This is a genomic window from Ktedonospora formicarum (assembly GCF_016587355.1).
In the GTDB taxonomy this organism is placed as follows: domain Bacteria; phylum Chloroflexota; class Ktedonobacteria; order Ktedonobacterales; family Ktedonobacteraceae; genus Ktedonobacter; species Ktedonobacter formicarum.
In genome coordinates this window covers 17400-39397 of the sequence record NZ_BNJF01000006.1, presented here as the reverse complement: position 1 = coordinate 39397, position 21998 = coordinate 17400, and the positions used below count along the sequence as shown (strand labels likewise).

Annotated in this window: 11 protein-coding genes; 6 read left to right on the top strand and 5 right to left on the bottom strand. The window is 45.1% G+C overall.

The window, feature by feature from the left end; genetic code table 11:
• Nucleotide 1: 1 nt before the first annotated feature.
• The 3 genes from K3T82_RS38180 to K3T82_RS38170 all read right to left on the bottom strand — a co-directional run bounded on the left by K3T82_RS38180 (nt 2) and on the right by K3T82_RS38170 (nt 2764).
• On the bottom strand, nt 2-382 hold the full coding sequence (locus K3T82_RS38180; protein ID WP_220198760.1) for a hypothetical protein: 381 nt from the start codon (nt 380-382) through the stop codon (nt 2-4).
• 186 nt (nt 383-568) lie between these two features.
• Nucleotides 569-1918, bottom strand: a complete 1350-nt coding sequence (locus K3T82_RS38175) for a cytochrome P450 (RefSeq protein ID WP_220198759.1) — start codon at nt 1916-1918, stop codon at nt 569-571.
• Between the two features lie 309 nt (nt 1919-2227).
• Nucleotides 2228-2764, bottom strand: coding sequence for a helix-turn-helix domain-containing protein (locus K3T82_RS38170; RefSeq protein ID WP_268886718.1), 537 nt, complete (start codon nt 2762-2764; stop codon nt 2228-2230).
• Between the two features lie 218 nt (nt 2765-2982).
• Here K3T82_RS38170 and K3T82_RS38165 point away from each other — a divergent pair, with 218 nt between their 5' ends.
• Complete coding sequence (locus K3T82_RS38165) at nt 2983-4827, top strand: DUF262 domain-containing protein (RefSeq protein ID WP_220198757.1); 1845 nt, start codon at nt 2983-2985, stop codon at nt 4825-4827.
• A 40-nt stretch (nt 4828-4867) separates the two neighbouring features.
• Here the strand turns inward: K3T82_RS38165 and K3T82_RS38160 are convergent, their stop codons facing one another.
• Both K3T82_RS38160 and K3T82_RS38155 read right to left on the bottom strand, forming a co-directional pair.
• Complete coding sequence (locus tag K3T82_RS38160; RefSeq protein WP_220198756.1) at nt 4868-7186, bottom strand: hypothetical protein; 2319 nt, start codon at nt 7184-7186, stop codon at nt 4868-4870.
• On the bottom strand, nt 7183-10263 hold the full coding sequence (locus K3T82_RS38155; RefSeq protein ID WP_220198755.1) for an AAA family ATPase: 3081 nt from the start codon (nt 10261-10263) through the stop codon (nt 7183-7185). The genes K3T82_RS38160 and K3T82_RS38155 overlap by 4 nt, the downstream gene beginning before the upstream one ends.
• 424 nt (nt 10264-10687) lie before the next feature.
• On the opposite strand from K3T82_RS38155, the gene K3T82_RS38150 reads away from it, so the two are divergent.
• The 5 genes from K3T82_RS38150 (at nt 10688) to K3T82_RS38130 (ending at nt 21873) form a co-directional block, all read left to right on the top strand.
• Nucleotides 10688-11491 carry an HNH endonuclease gene (locus K3T82_RS38150; protein ID WP_220198754.1) on the top strand — a complete coding sequence of 268 codons (804 nt, stop codon included), beginning with the start codon at nt 10688-10690 and terminating at the stop codon, nt 11489-11491.
• Nucleotides 11492-13677: 2186 nt separating this feature from the next.
• The gene (locus tag K3T82_RS38145) at nt 13678-18048 is read left to right on the top strand and encodes a DEAD/DEAH box helicase (RefSeq protein ID WP_220198753.1); all 4371 of its coding nucleotides are present in this window, start codon (nt 13678-13680) and stop codon (nt 18046-18048) included.
• 11 nt (nt 18049-18059) lie between these two features.
• Nucleotides 18060-19991 (top strand): nuclease-related domain-containing DEAD/DEAH box helicase, encoded by a 1932-nt coding sequence (locus tag K3T82_RS38140; RefSeq protein WP_220198752.1) that lies wholly within the window; start codon nt 18060-18062, stop codon nt 19989-19991.
• A 26-nt stretch (nt 19992-20017) separates the two neighbouring features.
• Entirely contained in the window at nt 20018-20563 is a 546-nt protein-coding gene (locus K3T82_RS38135) for a hypothetical protein (protein WP_220198751.1), read from the top strand.
• Nucleotides 20539-21873 (top strand): cold-shock protein, encoded by a 1335-nt coding sequence (locus K3T82_RS38130; protein WP_220198750.1) that lies wholly within the window; start codon nt 20539-20541, stop codon nt 21871-21873. The genes K3T82_RS38135 and K3T82_RS38130 overlap by 25 nt, the downstream gene beginning before the upstream one ends.
• Nucleotides 21874-21998: the final 125 nt, after the last annotated feature.

Sequence of the window (21998 nt, the reverse complement as noted above, 5' to 3'; positions counted from 1 at the left end):
CTCACTTTTGAGATGTTCCCATTTTACCATTACTTGGTGGATGCACCACTAAGATGCTAATAGCGAAATCTAACCCATGCAGTGATGGGAATGACGTCATTCTCTCTGCCAGAGTTTCATAATCAAGGTATTCGCGGATAGGATTATACTGTTCGGCAGTATCTACCAAGGAGAAAAGGTCCTCACGTGCTTCATTATCTGTCTCCTCAAGGGCCATTTTCAGCAGCTTTGAAGCGATGGTTCCGACCTCCTCAAGTTGAAAGACGTCGCCATTTTCCAAGCTCCAATCTAGGTCAGCACTGGCATGTAAGCGCGCTTGCGGGTCATGTAAACATTGAAGGAGCTTTTCGGTTTCCTGGTATAATCTCGATGAATCGTTCATCTGCTGCCTTGCTAAATTATAAAAGTACAAGAAAAAAGAGTCCGTAGTATATGCTATTGTAGCAATTTTAAAACATAGGCAATGAGGGATAATCGTATTCCATTCCCAACAGCTAGCCATTGATGCTGATAAAGGGATTCGAACCCCCGGCCAGCTGTTTACCAAACAATTGCTGGAATGGCCTGATTATCTCCGTACTCTCATCAAAATTTTTCCCTTTGGTCGAAGTGTCAATAATGGCTCTGGTTCTACTGGTTCAGAACCAACAAATTCAAAATTCAGGCGCTGCGTCAACGTGGCAAGAAGCAGATGGCCTTCGAGGAGCGCGAAATGCATACCAAGACAGATATGAGGGCCCGCACCGAAAGGAAGATAGGAGTAACGCACGAGCTCATGCTCCTGTTGAGGAGCAAAACGGTCAGGGTTAAAACGTTCGGGGTTAGGAAAAAACTTTGCGCGTCTGTGTAATGTATAAGGACTAATAACGACTGATGTTCCTTTCGGAATGTAATACTCGCCAAGTTGGACAGGAGCAGTGGATCCCCTGGTAAAGGCATAGACCGATGGATAGAGACGCAGAGCTTCCTTAAAGACTTGCAACGTATAAGGTAAATTCGACAAGTCTGTAACCGTTGGCAAGCGACCAGCAAGGACACGATCGCCCTCCAATTTCATTCGTGTGTAAACCTCGGGATGCTGAGAGAGGAGATACCAACACCAGGTCAGGGCGGTCGCCACTGTCTCGTGGCCAGCAACGAATAAGGAGAGGATCTCATTGCGAACTTGCTGATTACTTAGTACATCCGCGTGCTCTTCATCCTGTGCTCGAAGCAAGCTCGAGAGAAAGTCCCCACGATCATTATCGCCTTGGCGCCGCTCTTCTATCTTGCGATAGATAGTTGCATTCACATAAGCAAGCGCTTGCTGAGCACGTCGATTCTGAGGGGTAGGCCAGGATTGAGGCAGGCGAAGTGGGTTAGTCGCAGCAGAAGCGAAATGGCGGAAGGTGTACGTCAAAGCCTTACCCAGTTCACGCTCTTCACCAAAGATATCTGCATCAAAAAGAACTTTACTGATAATCCATAACGTCAGACGCATCATCTCATCAGCAAGATCAATCACTTCACCTTCATTCCACGTTTCTTGCAAACGTTCAGTGCAGTCGACCATAATCTCGGCATAGTTCCCCACACGGCTATGCTGGAAATGAGGCGCAAGGAGTCTGCGTTGTCGGCGATGCTCCTCCCCTTCGCTCAGAAAGACGCTATTGCCAAGGACCGGTGTTCCCAAAGCACGCACCGTAGCAGTCTTTTCAAAGACCGTGCTTTGATCGACGAGAACCTGGCGAATGAACTCTGGAGAGTTCAGAACTGGAACCAAGCTTGGTCCAAAGTGAAATGCTCCAATATCTCCAAACTCATGGCTAATACGCTGTAAGAGTTCCAAACGTTTATTGCGGAGTGCAAAAACGTTCCCAAACAAAGGCAATCCTGGAAGGCAAGGGATTGGTGTATGGTGAGATGATGTGAAGGCCACAAATATCACTCCTGCAAGGGGTCGTAAATATATACATCGTTTGCATTGCAAAAACGAGAGGAATGCTGTTTAGGGGATTACTTCTCTGTCGTAACAGGTTTTCTTCATTATTGTCTGTCCACTCTAGCTGAGAAGTTTTCGTTGGGAACCTCGTTCCCACAAATTACTCATTCTTAGAATTTGTGAATGCTGGCACATTTCTGACACGAAAATGGCTCCTCTTCCATAAGGTAGTTGCATCGCTGATTGATACGAGAGGAAATTTTGTATGCCTTCAACACGAGTTGATTCGGTCATACCTCTTGTAACTCACGTGTGCGTCAATATGCTCCCAATGTTATACCGAGCAGTATCCCAATCTAGTACATCAGCTAATGCTTGTCGAAATGCTTCTAGTGCCCGTTCGCGTTCAGCCTCGTTTGGCATGACAGTGCTCCTCCAGATCAACACAATGTCTATCTGCCCAGCGATGGTGTCGCTCTTCGCTATATAACGGGCAACCGTCCCTGGAAAGAGGTGTTTCCCGCTATTCTTTATCTCTTCAATACAATGCATCAGCTCTTCACTCAGATGGCTCTTCACCTGCACAGAAATAGAGGTCATAAACTGAGTGTTTTCAGCAGAGGATATTCGCCAGGCAAGAGTATTTTTACGTGGGCGACCAGCATTCTTCCGGGTAAAACTTTTGACATTCTCCAGAGGAATCATGAGAACATCGGCGGCCCGAACTGCTGGGAGACGTTTCATTTCAATATACAGGCGTATCCGTCGCTCTGAGATGCCAAGCATCCTTGCAGCTTCCTTTGTGGAGACGTAGCCTGGAAGATCAGGAATTTCATCGGCCATAGATATAGTATATTTGTCGGTATCTTTTGTTGAAAAAGACCTTCTTAGGACCAATTTTAAATAGTCCTTACATTGTTTATCCTATCTTCATCGTCTAAACGTTATAACTGCAGAAGTTCCGGCGATTCAATGGTATACTGCTCGCCCCCCATTGTGATACTATAAACACCTAGACATATATTGCAGCTATTTGCTCTAGAAGGAAGCAAAGTACGCGAATGAACAAGATAGACGCTCATGCAAGGTCCATCGCCGATCTTCTCAGCAATAAAAAATATACCGTTGACTATTATCAACGGGAATACAAATGGGAAGCAAAACAAGTGAGAGAATTGCTTGAAGATTTAGAGGCCAATTTTCTCAATGACTACGAAGAAGGCCATGCCCGTAGCGCCGTGGAAACGTATAAGCACTACTTTTTAGGCTCAATCATCGTGAGTAATCGAGATGGCAAGAAATTTATTATCGATGGGCAACAACGTCTTACCTCAATCACCCTCCTCTTGATCTACCTGCATAACCTCCAGCAGAATCGCCCTGACAATGAACACGTCGATATCAGCAACCTTATTTTCTCGGAAAAGTACGGCAAGAAATCCTTTAATCTGGATATTGATGAACGTGCTACTTGCATCGAAGCCCTGTATAACCAGCATGCAATCAGTTTTGACGCAAATAATGAGCCCGAATCCATTCGCACCATCCTGGCCCGCTATGACGATATCGAGAGACTCTTCCCTCCCACCCTGGCTAATGGTGTGCTCCCCTACTTTATTGATTGGCTCAAGGAGAATGTCGATCTGGTTGAAATTACGACCTTCTCTGACGAGGATGCCTACACCATCTTTGAAACCATGAATGATCGTGGCCTGAGCCTGAGCCCTACTGATATGCTTAAAGGCTATCTTCTCGCCAATATTACTGACACTCAGGAGCGTGCAAAAGCGAATGATCGCTGGAAAGAGCAAATGCTCAAACTCACGCGGGCGGGAAAGGAAGAGAATGCCGACTTTTTTAAGGCCTGGCTACGCGCACAATACGCATCCTCTATTCGGGAGCATAAAAAAGGGGGGAATCCAGGGGACTTTGATGTTATTGGAACTACATTTCACAAATGGGTACACGATCAGAGCAGAGATATTGGATTAAGCAATGCAGAAGATTTTCATGGCTTTGTGACAAAGCACATGCAATTCTTCTCGAGTCAATATATTAGTATACGGCAGGCTGCCGAGACCTTGACCCCCGGGCTAGAATATATCTATTACAATGCCCACAATAACTTTACGCTTCAATACCCACTCCTCCTTGCTCCGCTACGGCCAGAGGAAGATACCGATACCACACAACGCAAGATACGACTCGTCGCCGGTTACCTCGATATCCTCATTGCCAGGCGTGCTGTCAACTTCCGCACTATGGATTACTCTTCTATTGTCTATACTATGTTTAATCTCATGAAAGAGATGAGGGGGCTCGATATTCATTCGCTTGTCAGGCTCCTGAAACAGAAAGTTACGACCATGGAAAACTCCTTTGACAAAGGGGTGCCATGGTTCCGCTCGAACCTCTGGAGCAAACGATACGTTCACCATATACTTGCGAGAATGACCCACTATATTGAGACCCAATGCGGCATTGAATCAAGCTTTGTCGCCTACACCTCAAAGTCCATCAAAAAGCCCTTCGAGATAGAGCACATCTGGTCAAACAAGTACAGTTATCACCAGGAAGAGTTTTCTCATAAAGAAGATTTTGATATTCATCGCAGTCGCTTCGGTGGACTGCTTTTACTCCCGCGAGGATTCAATCAAAGCTTTGGGGATAAACCGTATAGCGAAAAACTGGATCACTACTACGGGCAAAATCTCCTGGCCAGATCGCTCCACCCTCTCTGCTACAAAAATAACCCATCCTTCTTACACTTTATAGAACAAAGCGGCCTCCCCTTCCGACCATATGAGACCTTCACCAAAAAGGATCTTGATGAGCGCCAACACTTATATCAGCTCATATGTGAACAGATATGGAACCCTAGCCGCTTTGATCAGGAATTACAGTAAGAGAGGGTGGCGAGATTTGCTCAAATCTCGCCACCCTCTCTTATGGATGATATTCTCTATCGGGATCAAGATTTTCAGCGATCCAACAAAGAATACCATTCCCTTTATGGCCTATAATTATTTCTCGCAGTTTTCTTGCCCTTTGCTTATCTATTGGCTTGCCATGAGCTAAATCGTTTCGTGCATTGGACACTTGCTCATCATATAACCTCTTCATAATCACTTCAAATTCTTTGGGCAACACGCCTGATTGAGTAGCCACCTCAACCATCAAGTCCCAATTGAAACGATTATTCCCTTTTCCTTCTCGAGACTCATATAAAAGCTTTGGAGTACCAAGAGTCCAACTTTTTTCTTTGATTGTATAGTCAAATCTTTTAGGTGCATAAATTCGACGTTTTATCTCTCGTTCTAACGCACGACAATACTGAATAGCAGGTGCAGCCCAATCCTTCAACCCTGATTTCTCGTATTCATCCCAGACATATTCTCCGCTAAGAAGGATATGTCTGGTTTCTTCCGCTAGAGAGCGCAAATGATGCTTCCAATAATCACCAAAAACCTCGCGCAAATATTTTTCCTGTGATTGCACATCACCATGCTTCTCAAAGTACTGCTCAACCATGCTCCCAACACTATGCAGAATCTGACTGCTCAATTGTTCAGCTACATTTTCACGGTCTACATCACTTATCTGGAGGAGAGATGCAGCACCATAATCACGAAGTTTATCAATCTGCAACTTCAGGTCATCCATATTCAATACCCGAGCAACCCGAGGTGGAAGAGCAACTTGACCAACTATGTGACAGACACGGGGATCTCTGCCACAATGATGTTTACTGTGTACTAAATCAAAAACGCCTGATCCTATATGAGGCTTAGGGCAGACAGTATCAAACGCTTGCAGACTATCATTGCTATCATTGATGCTATCGACATCGAGCATAAAACCATGGCAGGCAGGAGCAACTCGCTCAGGTAGAGACACTACTGCCTGGAAGAGGATAGCATGTAGGCGCTTTTGAAGGTGATCGAGAGATAAATCAGGTGCGAGCTTATAGAGTGTCAACGAAATGTGAGTGCTCACGCTATTCGCATACTGGCTCTCCTCTGGTTTTACAACACCAGAGATATCCTGGCCTGGCTCTGGCTCTATCACAAGAGGACAGCACAGAGCTCCCTGGGGCGCACGTTGCACCTGCATCAGGCCTAATAGGCGTTGGATAGCCTCTCCCAGGCGTTGCTCTTCATGCTCAGGTATTGGAAATACTGCCGATAGGACAAAAGGTGGCTCCTGCCAGATGAGTGTGTTTTTATGCTCTATCTTTAATGGATTTTCACGCGTGATAGTGATGCTAGGCTGCACCATGGGCATATTTTGCCAGGCAGATGGTGAAGCATCCTTGCTGGATGAGAGTTGGCGCTGGAAGTAAAAATGGAAGCGACGCTTCTCCCAGATAAAGCTCCAGCGCAATTGATCACACGTCACAATTACGTTGCTGAGATGGGCTTCTGGCGCCCCTTGAATGAAGGTCAGGAATTCAAGGGCTAACCAGAGTTCATACAGCCACTGGGTCATCTGCGCATCTCTACGTTTAGAGAGCAGGGTCAGGTGGCGCTGCTGCTCAGCCGCATTACCTGTAGCACCTATGTAGAGGGCACTTACGTGTTCCCACCAGGCAATTAAATCTCTGTAAGGATTACCACCTGGATGCAGTTGTGCACTTACCTGGGGTATCAGAGTCTCCAGATCAGCTGTGCGAGCGTCCTCTATCAGAGGACGTGTATAAGGAGTCGCCAATTCGCGCTCTAGCCGCTCATCGATACTGACAAGTTGCTGGCGCTCCTGGTTACTAAGCGTCTCCTCGCGCTGATCATCACTCAACGTATCCTGAACCATTTGACGAAAACGTAGAAGAATGGCGACGACTAGCACATTCTCGGGAATATGCATGCTCTGCTGGCGCAGACGCGTATCGAAGCGTAGCGGCGGCTGGTCTGGTGACTCACTCAGCGTTCGCGCTATTGTGCGTGCCCAGTCGATCTCTCCCCGCACAGGAGCTTCTTCATTGAGCGAAAGCTGGCTCGTTTGCAAACCCCACTGTGTCCGCACTCGAGGCAAAATATCATCTAACAGATCCGCACTAAACAACTGTAATTTCAGATGACGATCATAGAACTGTAGAAGCGGCAGTGTGGGGAGGCTACTCCCCACATAGAAGGTGCGAAATTGCCCCTGAAACAGCTTCTGGTCATGGCGTAAGAGAAGCTGCATGACGCGGCGCTGCAAATGCTGAAGCCACAAGCCACGCTCCTGGGTAGCCGCTGACAGTGAGTGTTGTATTTGGTGACTCATAGACCACGCTCCGCTTTATAGGAACGCAGGCGACGCGCAAACTGAGGTAGCTTAAAGGCGGGGTGATTCAGATGGAAGGCTACCTGAAGAATATTGGCGGAGACCGCTGGCTCATCCAACCCCAGCAAGATTTCAACCTCTTCATCTGTCAGCAACTGCCCTTGTTCGGACTCCACAATATTGCTTAAGGCCTCCAGGTGAGCATTAAGACGCCGAGGCTTGCCAGCCAGGCCCAGCAAGAACATATTATAGCGCTCGATGAAGGCATCCGCGTCTAGACGCACATACCAGAGCAAGACATCCAACTCATCTGGTAACAAGACCTGGAGTTGATCGGCAATAACATCACAGAGGGCAATATCTAACGCCTGCAACCACTGATCAAAGGTAGTATAGCCATTCAATATACCAGGCGTAAGCATCTGGCGTACGAGAGAGATAACCTGCGCAGTTCCTAACTGGCGGTAGACACGCAGAACCTCCAACAGCGGCCAGGCGATCTCGGTGAAGACCTGATAGAACGTAGACTCACCCTCCCAGGCACAGGTATAGCTTCCCTCCGAATCTGTCCCAATCATCACAACATTAGCCCAGGTCAGTGTGCTATCCTCTTCGAACTTGATGGACTCAGAATTGAGATGTATCAAGTCGCACAATGCCTTGTAGAGCACAATGCTTTGCTCTTGCAGTCGATACACACGCGTAGGGGGCAGAACCTCTATGAAAGCAAAGCGGCGCTTGAGTGCCTCACTTATCTGATTAAGATAGTTACGATCAAAGCTGTTGAGTGTACCAATGATACGGAAATCCTTTGGAAGTGGGACACGTACTGAGGTTCCATCGATAGGCACTAATAGTGATTCACCATTGCCCAATGCCGTCAGAGCTTCACCTAGTGCGCTATCGATTGGTGCGCGATTAAACTCGTCAATGATCAGCCAATGGCCTTTATATTTCGAGGAACCGTTCTGCACATACTTGCGTTTTGAGAAATGCCAGGTTGCAGGCGCTCCCTTCGCTGCCATCCAGTTGTGCAAAATGGCCTCGGTTAGGTGACCGTACTGGGTGCGATAGGTTAATCTCGCTTCACTAATCACCGGAACGATGCTACTAATCAGGGTGCGAGTACTCCATTCACTAGTTGCAGTCACCAGCGTCGTCGTATACGCAGTTTCTGTCTGCCACTGTCTCGAAGTAGCTTCGTCGTTCTGCCTCTCAGCAGTGTCATCTTCGCTACGCCAGAGTATTTCTGGAAGCAGACGAGCCAGTTCGGTCTTACCAGTTCCAGGAGGGCCAGTCAGAATCACATGACCATTAAGGAGAGCATGATAGATGCGTCGAACCAATGACTCTTCTACCAACACATGTCGACGAAGCTCAGCGATTAAACGGGAGAGTCTGGGTTCTGGGACTCTCGCTAATTTATCATCATCAAACTGCTCATCACCGTCTTGTTCAAACGCCTGATGGAATGTTTCGCGTTGCTGGGGAATAGCAAACTCAACTTCCTGGGTAGCATAGTGCTTCCCACGCAAGCCATAGACGCCTTTGTCCACCTTCTCAAAGAGATGAGGATTTTCTCCTAACACACGAATAACTGTCTTATCAGGAGTTTTTCCCCGTGTCTGCATACCTAACGCGATGGCTCTCGTCGCAATATCTACATACCGTAGCGGCTCCTCCGCATCCTCTAGCACCTGGATAACATAGTCACGCCATCCTCTTAGCGATGAAGCCTCATCTATGTCTGTATTGGAACGCATCAATTCTAGAGGCCTCTCATATACAAAATCATCAGATGCAGAAGAAAGAGGTTCTACGTCCCCAGAGAGAGTCTGAACCCGCTTCTGACGCAATAGAGGATCGTGCCTGGCATCCAGAATCCGACGCTCAGCCTCGATCAAATTCTGCACACGCTTCATTCGATACACTGTGGTCAATTTGCCCTCGATATCAGGAACCTGATCAGGCTGCTTCCAGGGCTGCAGAGAGAGCCATTCAACAGGCAGACAATGTGGGAATGTGCTGGAAGCATCGTAAAAATAGTCACCCGTCACCCGCCCTATACCAAGCACTGTCGCTCCGTCAGAGGCCAGTACCTGATCGCCTTGAGTAATAGACCAGCGAAAATCCAGGAATTGGCGACTGATACGTCCAATCTCTGAGGCGTGTTTATCAGGATATGCCTCTTGTAGTTTCGCACGAATCTCCTGCCGGCCAGCGTCATCGTATGTCAAGGAAGATAGGTCACCAATCTCTGACCACCCGATGGCACAATAATCACCATCCCGCATCTGCTCCCAGATGTTTTCGCCACTTTTCCATCCCCTCGTACCAAGACGCCAATAACGATGAGGATCTCCATTTCTATGATTGGTTAAGCGCGTCAGCGTATTCACAGCCATTTCCAGTTCACGAGCAATCGCCAGAAAGCGACCACCAGCAGCGTAGCGTCCTTCAATAGAGGGTGGTGCTTGTAAAAGCTTGATCAAGTGAAAACGCTGATACTCCAGCACATGATAATCGTCCAATTTGTCAGGAAAAAGCAAACTAAAATATTTATGGGCCCAGGCCGCATTACTCACATCAGGAGCCACACGGTCCATTTCTTGCTGAAGATACTCATAGTCTTCATCAGTGCCCTGAGCTGGCATACCCTCTAGAAGAGCAACTCCAGCTAATAATTGATCACGCTGCTGGAGTGCTTTGTCAATAGCCTGTCTACGAGTCAATATCACCTGGTTTTGAGAGGATCCAGTCATCCAGGTTCCCGTATCACGCTTCAGGAAGAGACCGAATTTAAATGAGCTTCCACCAGCAATACTGCCAAACCCCGAAGGGAACTCCGCATCATCTTTAAACTCTAACCAATAGGCAAGGCTATCTTTATTAGGACCATGCAAGGCATGTAACAGTTCCTCACCTTCCAGTGCACGCAATTGTTCAGGACCAAACTTATGACGGAAGGTATCATAACAACGCTGAAGGTCAGCCCCAACACGCAGTTCCCCAGCAGCAAGCAATTCTGGATAGAGCGCGAGAAGCTCCTGACGAATCCGTTCATCAAGTAGTGCCATTATGTACAAGGCTCCAATTCTAAAAAATATGAAATAGTGTGAGATGGGAAATTATACCAAGCAACCTATGAAAAGAGATAGCTAAATTTTTTATATAGAGAAAACGCTTTAAATGCAAAGCATGTCAATTATTGTAGGTACCTATCAGCTTACTTGTCAAGGGAAAATGGTATCAAACTCAACAATTTATACTTTTGGACGTTACCAACAAAAATAGTACGCTTTTTAGAAGCACATGACGCTCGGCTTCAACATGAAAGTGGAAGCTTGGTTAGCTATAGCGTACAATAATGATGCTCATTACTTAATAAGAGGCTATAAATGCTCTTAAGGGTATCTCCACTTCATCGCCAATTGCATCAATCTTCACTCACCATAGCCAGTATCAACAGAAAGAAACAAGAGAAAGCAGGAGCCAGGCTTTATGTTTGCATCAGACTATCTGACCGTCGGCAATATATACACAAGAAAAGAGTTGCAACGACAATTTCAGATTAAAGACGCAACTATTAACACTGGAGTATTTCGCCCATCTGGTTACGATTCCATCTGGCTTTTCATTACTGAGCTAAAACCCAAAGATAGACCACAACTGCACGACAAACTTGAAGGTGAGACGCTATACTGGGATGGTCAACCAACAGGAAGGACAGACAAACTGATCATACATCACCAAACGCAAGGGCTTGAACTACTTGTCTTCTACCGCCACCATAAAGATGAATTCCCTGGCGCTGGCTTTAAATACGAAGGGCGTTTTAACTATATTTCTCATGAAGGCTCAGAACCTGCCCACTTCATTCTTAAAAAACAGAGCCTCTCTTTGGAGGAAATAGTTACGAAAGATATTGAGGCATTACTCATAGAAGAGGATATAAAGACGATTTACCAAGCAGGGAAAACTATGCCTACGCTAGTGAACACCTATGAACGCAACCCTAAATTGAGAACCGAAGCTGTCAAACTTCATGGGACGCGGTGCCAAATATGCGGCTTTTCTTTTGCTGAAACCTACGGAGAGCTTGGAAAAGACTACATTGAAGCGCATCATCTTCAACCTATCGCAAGCTATCAAAATCAGGAGGAGGTAGATCCACAAGAAGAGATGGTTGTTGTCTGTGCGAACTGCCATAGGATGCTTCACAGAAATCCGGAAAAGCCGCTGATGCCAGAAATATTACAATCGATTGTTGTATCTAGAAAACAGAAAGTTGAAGAAGACGAATAAAGCCCTCTACAACGATGTGATGTTAGCTCCTCTTCATCTATTCTGTATCGTCTCTTGTAAAGCTTGGTGTTCCGCCATCGGCTCAATAGCGAGAGGATTCTTTGTTTAGAATCTGCCCTTACCTGAAGCAATTTAAAGACTAACATATGAACTCAAATTGTAGCCGTTTTGACTGGATGATTTTATCGAGACCCTAAACGACTATCCCTCTCAAAAATTACTACACTCATATTAGTGCACAAGCGCAAGTACATAACCACCAAACGAGCAGTAATCATTATTACTGTAATTCAAGTGCAGTATCAACAAACAGGGAGGTTGGCAAAAGCGCTATGACGTTTCTTCACTCAAGTTGGTGTGGCCTACAATGGACCCCTTGGGTCCCTTTTGAGAGTCCTGACATTTGTACACTGCCTACAGGGCCTGGCGTCTATCGCATCAAAGCCATCAATATTGACGAGCTATTTTACATTGGGCAAACGGGCCGTAACCTTCAAGAGCGCTTAACAGCTTTAATCCGCAATACATTAGATAACCCCAAACAGATGCCTTTTAACGATCCACACACAGCAGCTCCCTCTCTGTGGGCTTGGAGAGATGCAGAAGGACTCGACTTTGCATGTTCCGCTGCTTCAATCCCAGCCACGCTTTCTACTGAGAAACGCGAAGCGTTCGAAAGCAGCATTCTCTGGCGCTATCGCCTTGAATATGGTTCATCAACTCGATGCAATCATGGGCGTTTTCATCCACATTATATCAAGTCGCGGAATGGAGCGAGCGGTTTCCGTGGTGGCAAATTGCCTGAAGGAGAGATCAATCCAGCTTGGGAGCCAAGTTATCCAGCACTCCTATTCCAAGGAGTACCACAAGATGAGCATTGGATGTCACTAGAATGGACTCCATTGTCTCCTTTACGCTCATCCGAGATCGCTCATATTCCCAAGCAACCAGGCACCTGTAAACTTCTTGATACGGAAAATAGGCTTGTTCTCGTTGAATTCGATCAAAATATTTATAATCTTCTTGTTCGCCTCTGTCTAAGAGCTTGGAAACCATCAGGTATACAATTTTCTGTTGCAACATTTGCTCCAAATATCTCACCCTATCAACTACGTGAAATAAAAAATGATCTCATAGCGGGGTACTATAGGCTTACAAGGCAACCACCACTAGAGCAACAACGATTCAATTAACATAAACCATGAAGGTGAAAAGCATCTTGAAAATATAGTGAGGCCATCAATCAGGGAAGATTTGTTTAGAATGATCATGCCCTCTGCCTTGCATCGATACTACTGAGTGTACAAACAACTCAAAAGTATTCAAAGGACTCTCACATCATTTCATTACCACGGATGCCAACCAGTTCGTTTACAGTAGCGGCCTCGACTGCAGCAATGTACTTAAAGATTCCAGCCTCCAAGGCTGGAACGCTTTCCTGCATGCTAACTACAGTTCCATACAAGAAATTGGTAAAGTGGCACAGAATAACCTCATTACGGATGCGTCGGATACATAAAATGAAGAGCATTCTATGTCAATTATGGTCCTCAACTCATCACACATCATATTCAGCAACTGGGATTATTGTCAGCAACTACAATTTGCGCATAGACTCTGAGCGATCTTATACTCAACCATCAAAGCAAGCCGTACCAGCGCCTATACCTTCCTGAAAGCCCTCTTTATAACGGGTCTAGAGCTCGACCTGATATATTCCTGTATCAACAGCATTACGATTCACTCCGCCAAAGGTCAGGAGTTTCCCCATTGTAACTGAAGGGCTTTATCGAGAGCATCTGACGTGCGAGTATACTTCATTCTCCTAGCAATAAAATACTTAAGTAACGCGCCTTACTCGAGCACCGAACCTTATTCCTCTGTTTGGCATGCACTATGCTTGCATTCTTATTATATCTAAGAAAATGCCTCATCACTGATGGAAGGGTTTAAAAAGCACTTCCATATCAAGAGATAAACTACTTCCACAATAACAAATGCCACTTTAACTGAACTATATAGACTTTTTGAGATTCATATATTATAATCCCCCTATACATTTTTATGCTTCTTTGTCCTCTTTGATTAGAAAGTCTTACCTATATATGCCTAATAATCGCCTTACGGCTCCCGTAACTGCTGCCTTAAATATTCGAGAGCAGTATCACAAAGATGTGTTAGAGCGGTTGCGTATCGAAGGTATAGAAGATGATATCTGCCACTCAATTGTTACTGATATTTATGCAAAAGATGATATTTATTTTTCGCTCAATCGTCACTATGAGCCTATCCAGTCTGCCTTCCCAGACTTTCGGCAAGCTCAAGGATTGCACCCAAGGCTAGATCAATGCTTCGCTACTAGCTTGAGGCTCTATAAACATCAAGCCCTAGCCATCCAGAGCATACGCGCCGGGCAAACCACTATTATTGCAACTGGAACTGGTAGTGGCAAAACAGAGTCCTTTCTTATTCCTATCCTGGACCATTGTCTGAGGCAAAGAACTACTATGTCAAAGGGTATTAAGGCCCTCATACTCTATCCACTTAACGCATTAGCAAATGATCAAATTCGCCGCATCCTTGACGCTGTAAAGGGTACAGGAATTAGAGTGGGCTGTTTTGTTGGCTCTACGCCAGCCACACCAGATGACAAACTCAGAACTGGGAAGGATCGACCAGAACATGTGATATCGCGTAAGGAAATGATAGATAATCCACCTGATATCCTGATCACCAACTTTGTTATGCTCGATAGGTTAATAACCAAAAGTAATACACGGTCAATGTTTACCAAATCTTCCGCAACACTTAGATATGTCGTAGTAGATGAGCTTCATTATTTTCGCGGTACAAAGGGTACTAATTTAAGTCTGCTCTTACGTCGCTTGCGTACTTTCTGCCAACAACCTCTTCTCTATATTGGAGCCAGTGGTACCTTGAAACGTAGCGGAGGTTATTATCCCGATTCGACAGATAAGAACATCAAAACGTTCATCAAACAAGTTTTTGGCAAAGAGCCAGACCTTGAAGACCAACAATTTCAGGTTATTGAACCTGTCTTTCTCCCTTTAAAGGATGCAACGCTCGAACCACTTCCAGCTACAGATGATATAGATGGCAATTCATTCTTTAACCGCCTAGATGCAACCTGGGCCCAACAAATCAGCAACCAGTTGTTTGGACCCATATATCAACCAACATCGGTTGGGTCATATATTCCCGGATATGAGGCAGCAAGCCATAGTCTCTTTATTCATAAAATAAAAGAAAAACTGAGCCAGGGTGCCTGCACCATTGATGATTTTGTCGCTCAATTTACCGAATTGTATCAAGATACACATCACAAAGCACCACGCAACCCGCGCAAGGTCGTCGAGGCGTACTGGAGCCTGATAAATTATCTCAATCAACGCTGTAGCGAGAACGCTCAATCTCCCTTCCTAGATTATCGCTTACATATTATTCTCAATAATATTGGTGAAGAGCTTACACGCTGTCTGCTCTGCGGGAAGTACCATGATGGGCGTTGCTCGTACTGCCGCTTCTGTAACAACGGATTACTCTTCCAGGTCTCTCGTACCAATCCCAGGCTCTGCATTGCCTACCTTTCAGGAAACTTACTCTTCCCACAAAGACAACACACTCACACGCAAAATGCGCTACCTGTTCTCGCCGAGTTTATTGACCCTTCAATATCTTCAACGCAGGCACAAGTTACGCTCCAAGCGGACATACAGCCACTCGATGATATTAAAAATTACCATATCAGCACCGCACAACTTGGCGAATGTGGGGTCAATATTCAATATGCTCATGAGATTTCAGACCAACAACCACTATTACTGAGCGATCGCTACACCTATTGGCACAATGTATTGAAAATAGCTGATGCCCTTGTCCTGGATCCACAGGTACACATTGCTGAGAAGCTTCTCAGTTTTATCGATAACAAAGAACATGCCTCAAATATCAAAGTCAGACTCAGTGATGAAATAGCAGACCGTGTACTCTCGCAAAAAGCTGCTTTGATTTGGCAGCAAAACGGCCCTACTCTTAATCTTCAGCACGCCTTTAATTATATTGCGGAACGTGGTGAAGTACTTCTCCAGAACGACGATAAGGATGATATAGATGACAACAAGTCCTTTTTCGCTAATCTTGAGCTAGAGTTCCCCTTCTGGTTCAGCCGCATGCTTTCTTACACAGACACACAAGATGTCTATCGCTATTGGCGCCTCTCGGCTACACCAGACACTATACTTAATGAAAACGAGCAGACATTCCTAGATATGCTGCTTCAAGTAGGTGCAATAGACCGCACAAGCTTCTGGACGGAAACAGAAACAGATACTAACATTCAGCATTTTCATCTAGATAAAGCGCGTCTTACTACTGAATATGGGGTGGGACTACAAAGTGTACGCGAACAAGGGCATGCAATTTATTCACTGGGAGAACAAGGAAAACGCTTCCAAGAAATTGTCGAACGGTTTGGCAGCCAGCAAGTAGAAAGTGTGCTTGAATCCCTCATGCAACGAGAGATCATTGTACGCAAAGAAACACCTGCTGGCATACCATTTTACCAACTGAGTCCTGAGTCTGTTAACCTTGAGGTCTTCGAGGATCTAGCTATTGAGCTACCTCAAACCTACCCTATCATTGCGTGTCATACAGCTGATCATTCTGACCAGGAAAGAACTCTTATAGAAAAAGATTTTAACGATGATAAAATTAAAGCGCTCATCTGTACGCCAACCCTCGAAATGGGCGTAGATATTGGGAGGCTTTCCAGTGTCTTAATGATTGGTTTTCCTCCCAGTCCTGCCAACTACACCCAACGAGCGGGTAGAGCTGGTCGTGGTAATGGGAAAGGCACCCAGAACCGCCTCGCGACCATTGTCACACTTGCCTCACAAGATGCGCATAATCAGTACTACTATGCTGACCCACGCAAAATGATAGATGGCGAAGTCACCCCCCCACAACTCTCACTCACTAACTACAGTTTGCTTACAGCTCATACTCTTGCATATCTCGCAGCTGTAGCCACCACACCCCAAATATTCACACAATCGATAGAGTTGGCACAAAGAGTACAAGATTTTTGTCGTAAGGATCCCTTGCAGTTGCGCCTGGAATTAGATAAAGATGAATATAAAGAGTTCACACACCATCTACAAGCAACAAGTTCCATGCTTGCTCAAAGACTCGTAGGCCGAAGAATCGACTGGGAATTTTGCTATAGACAACGTATCTTCCCCGATTATGGGTTTCGCCAAGACGGCACACCACTTCTGGACCACCGGGCTTTAAATCAGAACAACGATAGGAACACATACACCGACAACGAGGAAGAAGACTGGGTCCTTACAGCTCGGGAACCAGAAACGGCGCCACGTAAGCTTGTTCCTGGAAGAACGCTCTTTTGCAGTGGACGCGTCGCAAAAATCGCCTCTCAGCAGCCCGGGCTTTCTTACCGCATCGTCACAGATCCCTATAATCAATCATTTCGCATGTTCAGGTATCTCATAACAGATCCAACAACAAACATTCACGTTGAACGCTGGCGTGATTCCGATACTCTCTATCGCGTTTCACACCTATTGCAGCTCTCAGATGATCTCGAAGAAATCCCACATTTAGGACCCAGCTATTGTCGTTCGTATTACATTCGCAAAGGGTTAGTTTACTTTATCAATGAAGGAGAAGTGAAAGATTCGATCACACCTTTTTCGGATAATAAAGGAACATATCGCCTCGGAACAAAACTCACACGCGAGGGGTTACTCATTCGCTTTGCAGATAATATTCTTCCTACGAGCTTTAAGGCCAATCTACTAGCGGTGCTTTTACGGTGCATTCCTGATTACTGTAACCTGGATGATAGCGAAGTGCGTATTCTACAACATATAAACATACATACGCCATCCCACCAAACAAAGTATGCCTCATCACCCATCAAAGAGAGTTATGCCTTTCTCTATGGGCAAGACGAAAGCAAGCTGGTACCATTCCTCCACATATTCCAGGCATTCCAAGAGATGCTCAATATTGCCCGTGCAACTTTGCAAAATTGCTCATGTAAGGGAAAAGGCTGTTACCTCTGTCTCTTTAGCCTCAACTCTTCTTCGCTAATGGGACACTTATCTCATCAGCATGCCATGGAGACATTGGAAACCTTCCTTCAATATACATTATTGAAGCCCCACATTCTTGTTCCACAGACATCCTTTTTTACTCCCGACGTGCTCCTTACCCTCAGCCTACGTGCCGGCGTATGCTATATCCGCGCCGAAAACCCGCAAACAAGGCAAAAAGAAGAATATCAAGAGCGCATCGGAGAAGACCAAAACACAACTATCTACCATGTTCTCCTGGAAGCGCTGCAGAGCGAATGGCAAAAAGGGGCGAGATCAGTAAAGATTTTTAGTTCTTTAGGCTACATTACTCAACAGCTACAGAGCGAAAATATCGTGAAAAAGGGGCGTGGCGCCTTTGTCAATCTCAAAATGCATCTGCTTTCCTGGCAAAACTGGACTATTGATCACATTAGATAGGATATGCCACTATGACTGCTCAAATTATAAATGCATCCGGACCTCATTTCAGCCAAGGAGGTGGGGCTGCTGAGAGAGACTTATTAGTCTTCTTGCAAAATTTGCCCGGTGATTACTACGTTATCCGAGAAGGAAAACTTACGCCTAGTAGGCAGAAACAATCCCAAGGCTCTAAAGAGGATCGACCAGACTTCATAGTCATCGGTCCAGCAACTGGTATCATGATTTTAGAGGTAAAAGACTGGAACGTCCATACCAGCACATTCGAATTCGTGAATTTCGACCAGGTGCGATATACAAAGCGACGTCTACCTCAGACAAGTGAATATATAGACAATCCCTGGCATCAGGCCAAAGAGTATAACCATGCCATCCGCAATCTTTTTCAAAAGTTAGGCGAAAGACAAATTCCATGGGTCAGCCATTTCGTTGTCTTTCCTAGATTAACTCGTGCAGATTTTAACAACAACATTTCAATCCCCCCTCCTACGAATCCGCAAAACGTTCAAGTACTAGATAGTGAAAAGCATGCCCTCTTCAAAGACGATTTAGATAAGTATAAATTTTACCCATTAGACCTTTTAAAGTCAGCTCTCGCGCCGCACCTTCCAAATGCATACATGTCACTTTCCTATTCGCCAGAACAAATCCAGAAAGTAGTAAAACGACTTATTCCCCATGAGATTCTTGTTGGGGGTCTTTCTCCTCATATCGAAGCAGAAAAGAAACTTGCACTTCTCGACCAGAAGCAACAAGAGTGGGCATTAAGTAATCAGTTTGATGAGAAACGATACCTTGCAGATGTAGCTGGAAGTGGTAAAACAAACGTCCTTCTCTCACGCGCAATACATCTTGTACGCAAACAACTTGAGCAAGGTGGTAGTTGTAACATTCTTGTTACGACATATAGCAAGCCGCTCGGTGAAGAACTTAAGCGTATTTTTCACACCAAACTTGGCCAGGAAGACCTTGATTATGATGACTTGGTCAAGGCTATCAAAATTCAAGACATTCACAGCCTGATGGAAACGATTGCGCAAGAAGGTAAACAAGTTGGCCTAGATTTTACTAAAGAAAATAGGGAAATGCGAGAGACCACCCCTGATAGTTACTATAACGAATGGCTGCCGGGGCTTTGTAAAGACATCATTGCTCAGGACCAAGAGCGCTTTAAAAAATATGACTTTCTCTTTATCGATGAAATCCAAGATTTTCATAACGAGCTTATGAATATAGCACGGGGAGTGCTCAAAAATCCAGATAATATCTTAGCTGTAGGCGATATTGGACAAAAACTCTTACCACATACACTCGATTGGGGACAATATAATATCATTCGCAATCGTATTGCCCTCCAAGGCACCTTCCGTATGTATCGCAATCCTAAACCAGTAGCCAAGCTGGCTTGGCAGTTCCTTACAAGCGATAGAGATATTAGCCAGGAACTTCAATCAGAAGGCTACCAACTGAATATTGCACATAAAAGCCCTCTAACCTACAAACCCGTCTTTATACAGTGCACCAATGAAGACGAGTTGCTTCAAGATGTATGCCAGAATATACAAGACAAACTATATACGATGAACCCCGCTAAAATTTTATGCGTTGGGCTCAACAATCACCTCCTCTTACAGCTCTATCATCGTTTAAAAGCCGCATCCATTCCTGTGCGTATGACGACCGAACAATACAAGGCAGGGGATTATATTATTCTGGCTGACTACATCGATGCGAAAGGATTGGAGCGAGAACTCGTCTATATAATTGATGCAGATAATCTGAATCAGACTGTGCCGCAATTCACCTCTTTAGAAGTCCAAAGAAAGTATACACAGCGGGAAAGGATTAAATTGTTTGTTGCTCTTACCCGTACCACTCGTGAAGTCAGGCTCTATTATATCGACAGAACCCATCCATTCATCCGTGAATTGCTGTCTTACTAATAAGAGACAATACAAGAGGAGAGAGCATGGACGAACAAATAACAAAAATTTTACAAGATAAAGCGCGAGAGGTGCGTGACTTACTTGCTGAGCATCAAATTATATGTACTACTTACACTGTTATAAACTACGGCATCAACTTTCCACTGCAGCATAATGGGAAAAGAGTCAATTTGAATCTTAGTTATAGCTCCAACAAAAACCGCTGGACTGCCCAATCGGCTGATAGCTGGATTAAGACAATTGTAATTCCATTATTAACCCCCTTGCTCTCACCTTCTCAAGAGTCAAAGCTAGTGTCCAAGCAGATCAGAGAACATACATCTTCTGCCTCTTATTTCGAGACTGCTAAATACTGCCTTACAATGCTTGAACCATTCCAGGACGATAACATCGACTGCTCAATCATCATCGAACAAGCCCAACGAGACATACAATTTCTGCTTCAAGATGTTCAATATGGCCGTCTCAATAGAAACATATTACAGGAATTACTTGCACATCCAGTCACAGTTGACTTCCAATCAGCAAAGGAGTTCCTCTCACAATGCCTGAATACAATAACGAACTAGACCAGCAAGCCAAAGCGTACTTTAGTCAGGGAGATTTTGTCCAGGCAGCATCCCTTTACAAACAGCTCTATGATCAATCACCCAATACAGCTTTTTATGCTAACCACTATATTAGAAGTCTTCGCAAATTAAACAAATCTTCTGTCGCCGTTGAATTTGGCCGCCTGTTGTCCAAAAAGGTGCTCGATAATGCTTATGTTCATACCTCTCTCGGCTGGGCTATTTATGATACCTACTTTAAGAAGCATAGCCAGAATAACCAGGAAGAAAATACCGAAACTATACCTAGCTCCCCGAATGAAGTGGATTTCGCCCATCTACAAAAGAGAGCTGCTTATATCCTATCCCACAAAGAGGTAGACAACCTGCTACGCAAGAAAATCGTTTTTGCACTCTGCGCTCAAGCAAAGCACCGGCAAAAATGGCAGATTATGTACAATTTTGCGTCTCAGCTTGATCCAGAAAAGCTCAGTACCCAGGAGGAAGATTTTAATGGTAGAAAATCTCGCTCAGAACATCAACGCTGGTTAGAAGCCATGACAAGGTCCTTACTCGAACTAGAACAGTATGAAGAATGTCAAACATTCACTCAAAAAGGGTGCGAACTCTATCCTAAGGAGAAACTCTTCCCTTGGTGGGAGGCAATACGGAAACAAAAGCAGGGTAAGATCGAAGAGGCTCTTACCGATCTCCTACGCATTAATACTCGCTTCGCAGAAGAGTGGTACATTCAACGCGATATAGCACAAATTTACGAGCTAACTCAACGCCTCGAGGAGGCATGGTTATGGTACTGTAAAGCTGCAGCTCTTCCCGGCGACAAAATCATGCGTTATAAGATGCTTATCTCCATGGCCCAATACTTAGAACACCATGATCGCTTGCAAGAAGCCTATGAACATCTAAACCTCGCCTACTTCTATTGCCTGCAAGAACAATGGGAAGCCGCTGCAAACAATCTCAAGGGGCAAATTGACCACTTTGTTCAACAACATTCTTTCCATCTCACTCAATTAGAAATAGAGCCCAAGGATTATGCCACCCTTGAGCATAAATGCCTTCGCTTATGGCAGAGTACAATATCGGCATCGCGCCCTCAGCGGGTCGGCACAATCAAAATGTTTAATCAAGAAAAAGGGTTTGGCTTTATACAGGCAGAAGACGGAGATACACACTTCCAAGTTCGCAACTTCCAACGAAGAGTAACGCCCCAAGTTGGCATGCGCGTGCAGTTTGAAATCGAGTCATCTTATGACCGGTCCAAGCAGAGAGAAAGTACGAAGGCGGTTAATATCAAGCCAATCCGCTGAAACAAAACGTATCAGTCATTATAGCTGCTGCATCTGTGTTTCTCACTACGCGCTATGTAGACGCTCAACCCAAATGATGGAAATTGCGTTTAGTATATCTCGCTTGCTAAATCAGAAGGATAAAC

Coding starts and splice junctions, on each gene's coding strand:
- K3T82_RS38180 (WP_220198760.1), bottom strand. CDS start 382: ATGAACGATTCATCGAGATTATACCAGGAAACCGAAAAGCTCCTTCAA.
- K3T82_RS38170 (WP_268886718.1), bottom strand. CDS start 2,764: ATGGCCGATGAAATTCCTGATCTTCCAGGCTACGTCTCCACAAAGGAA.
- K3T82_RS38165 (WP_220198757.1), top strand. CDS start 2,983: ATGAACAAGATAGACGCTCATGCAAGGTCCATCGCCGATCTTCTCAGC.
- K3T82_RS38160 (WP_220198756.1), bottom strand. CDS start 7,186: ATGAGTCACCAAATACAACACTCACTGTCAGCGGCTACCCAGGAGCGT.
- K3T82_RS38155 (WP_220198755.1), bottom strand. CDS start 10,263: ATGGCACTACTTGATGAACGGATTCGTCAGGAGCTTCTCGCGCTCTAT.
- K3T82_RS38150 (WP_220198754.1), top strand. CDS start 10,688: ATGTTTGCATCAGACTATCTGACCGTCGGCAATATATACACAAGAAAA.
- K3T82_RS38140 (WP_220198752.1), top strand. CDS start 18,060: ATGACTGCTCAAATTATAAATGCATCCGGACCTCATTTCAGCCAAGGA.
- K3T82_RS38135 (WP_220198751.1), top strand. CDS start 20,018: ATGGACGAACAAATAACAAAAATTTTACAAGATAAAGCGCGAGAGGTG.
- K3T82_RS38130 (WP_220198750.1), top strand. CDS start 20,539: ATGCCTGAATACAATAACGAACTAGACCAGCAAGCCAAAGCGTACTTT.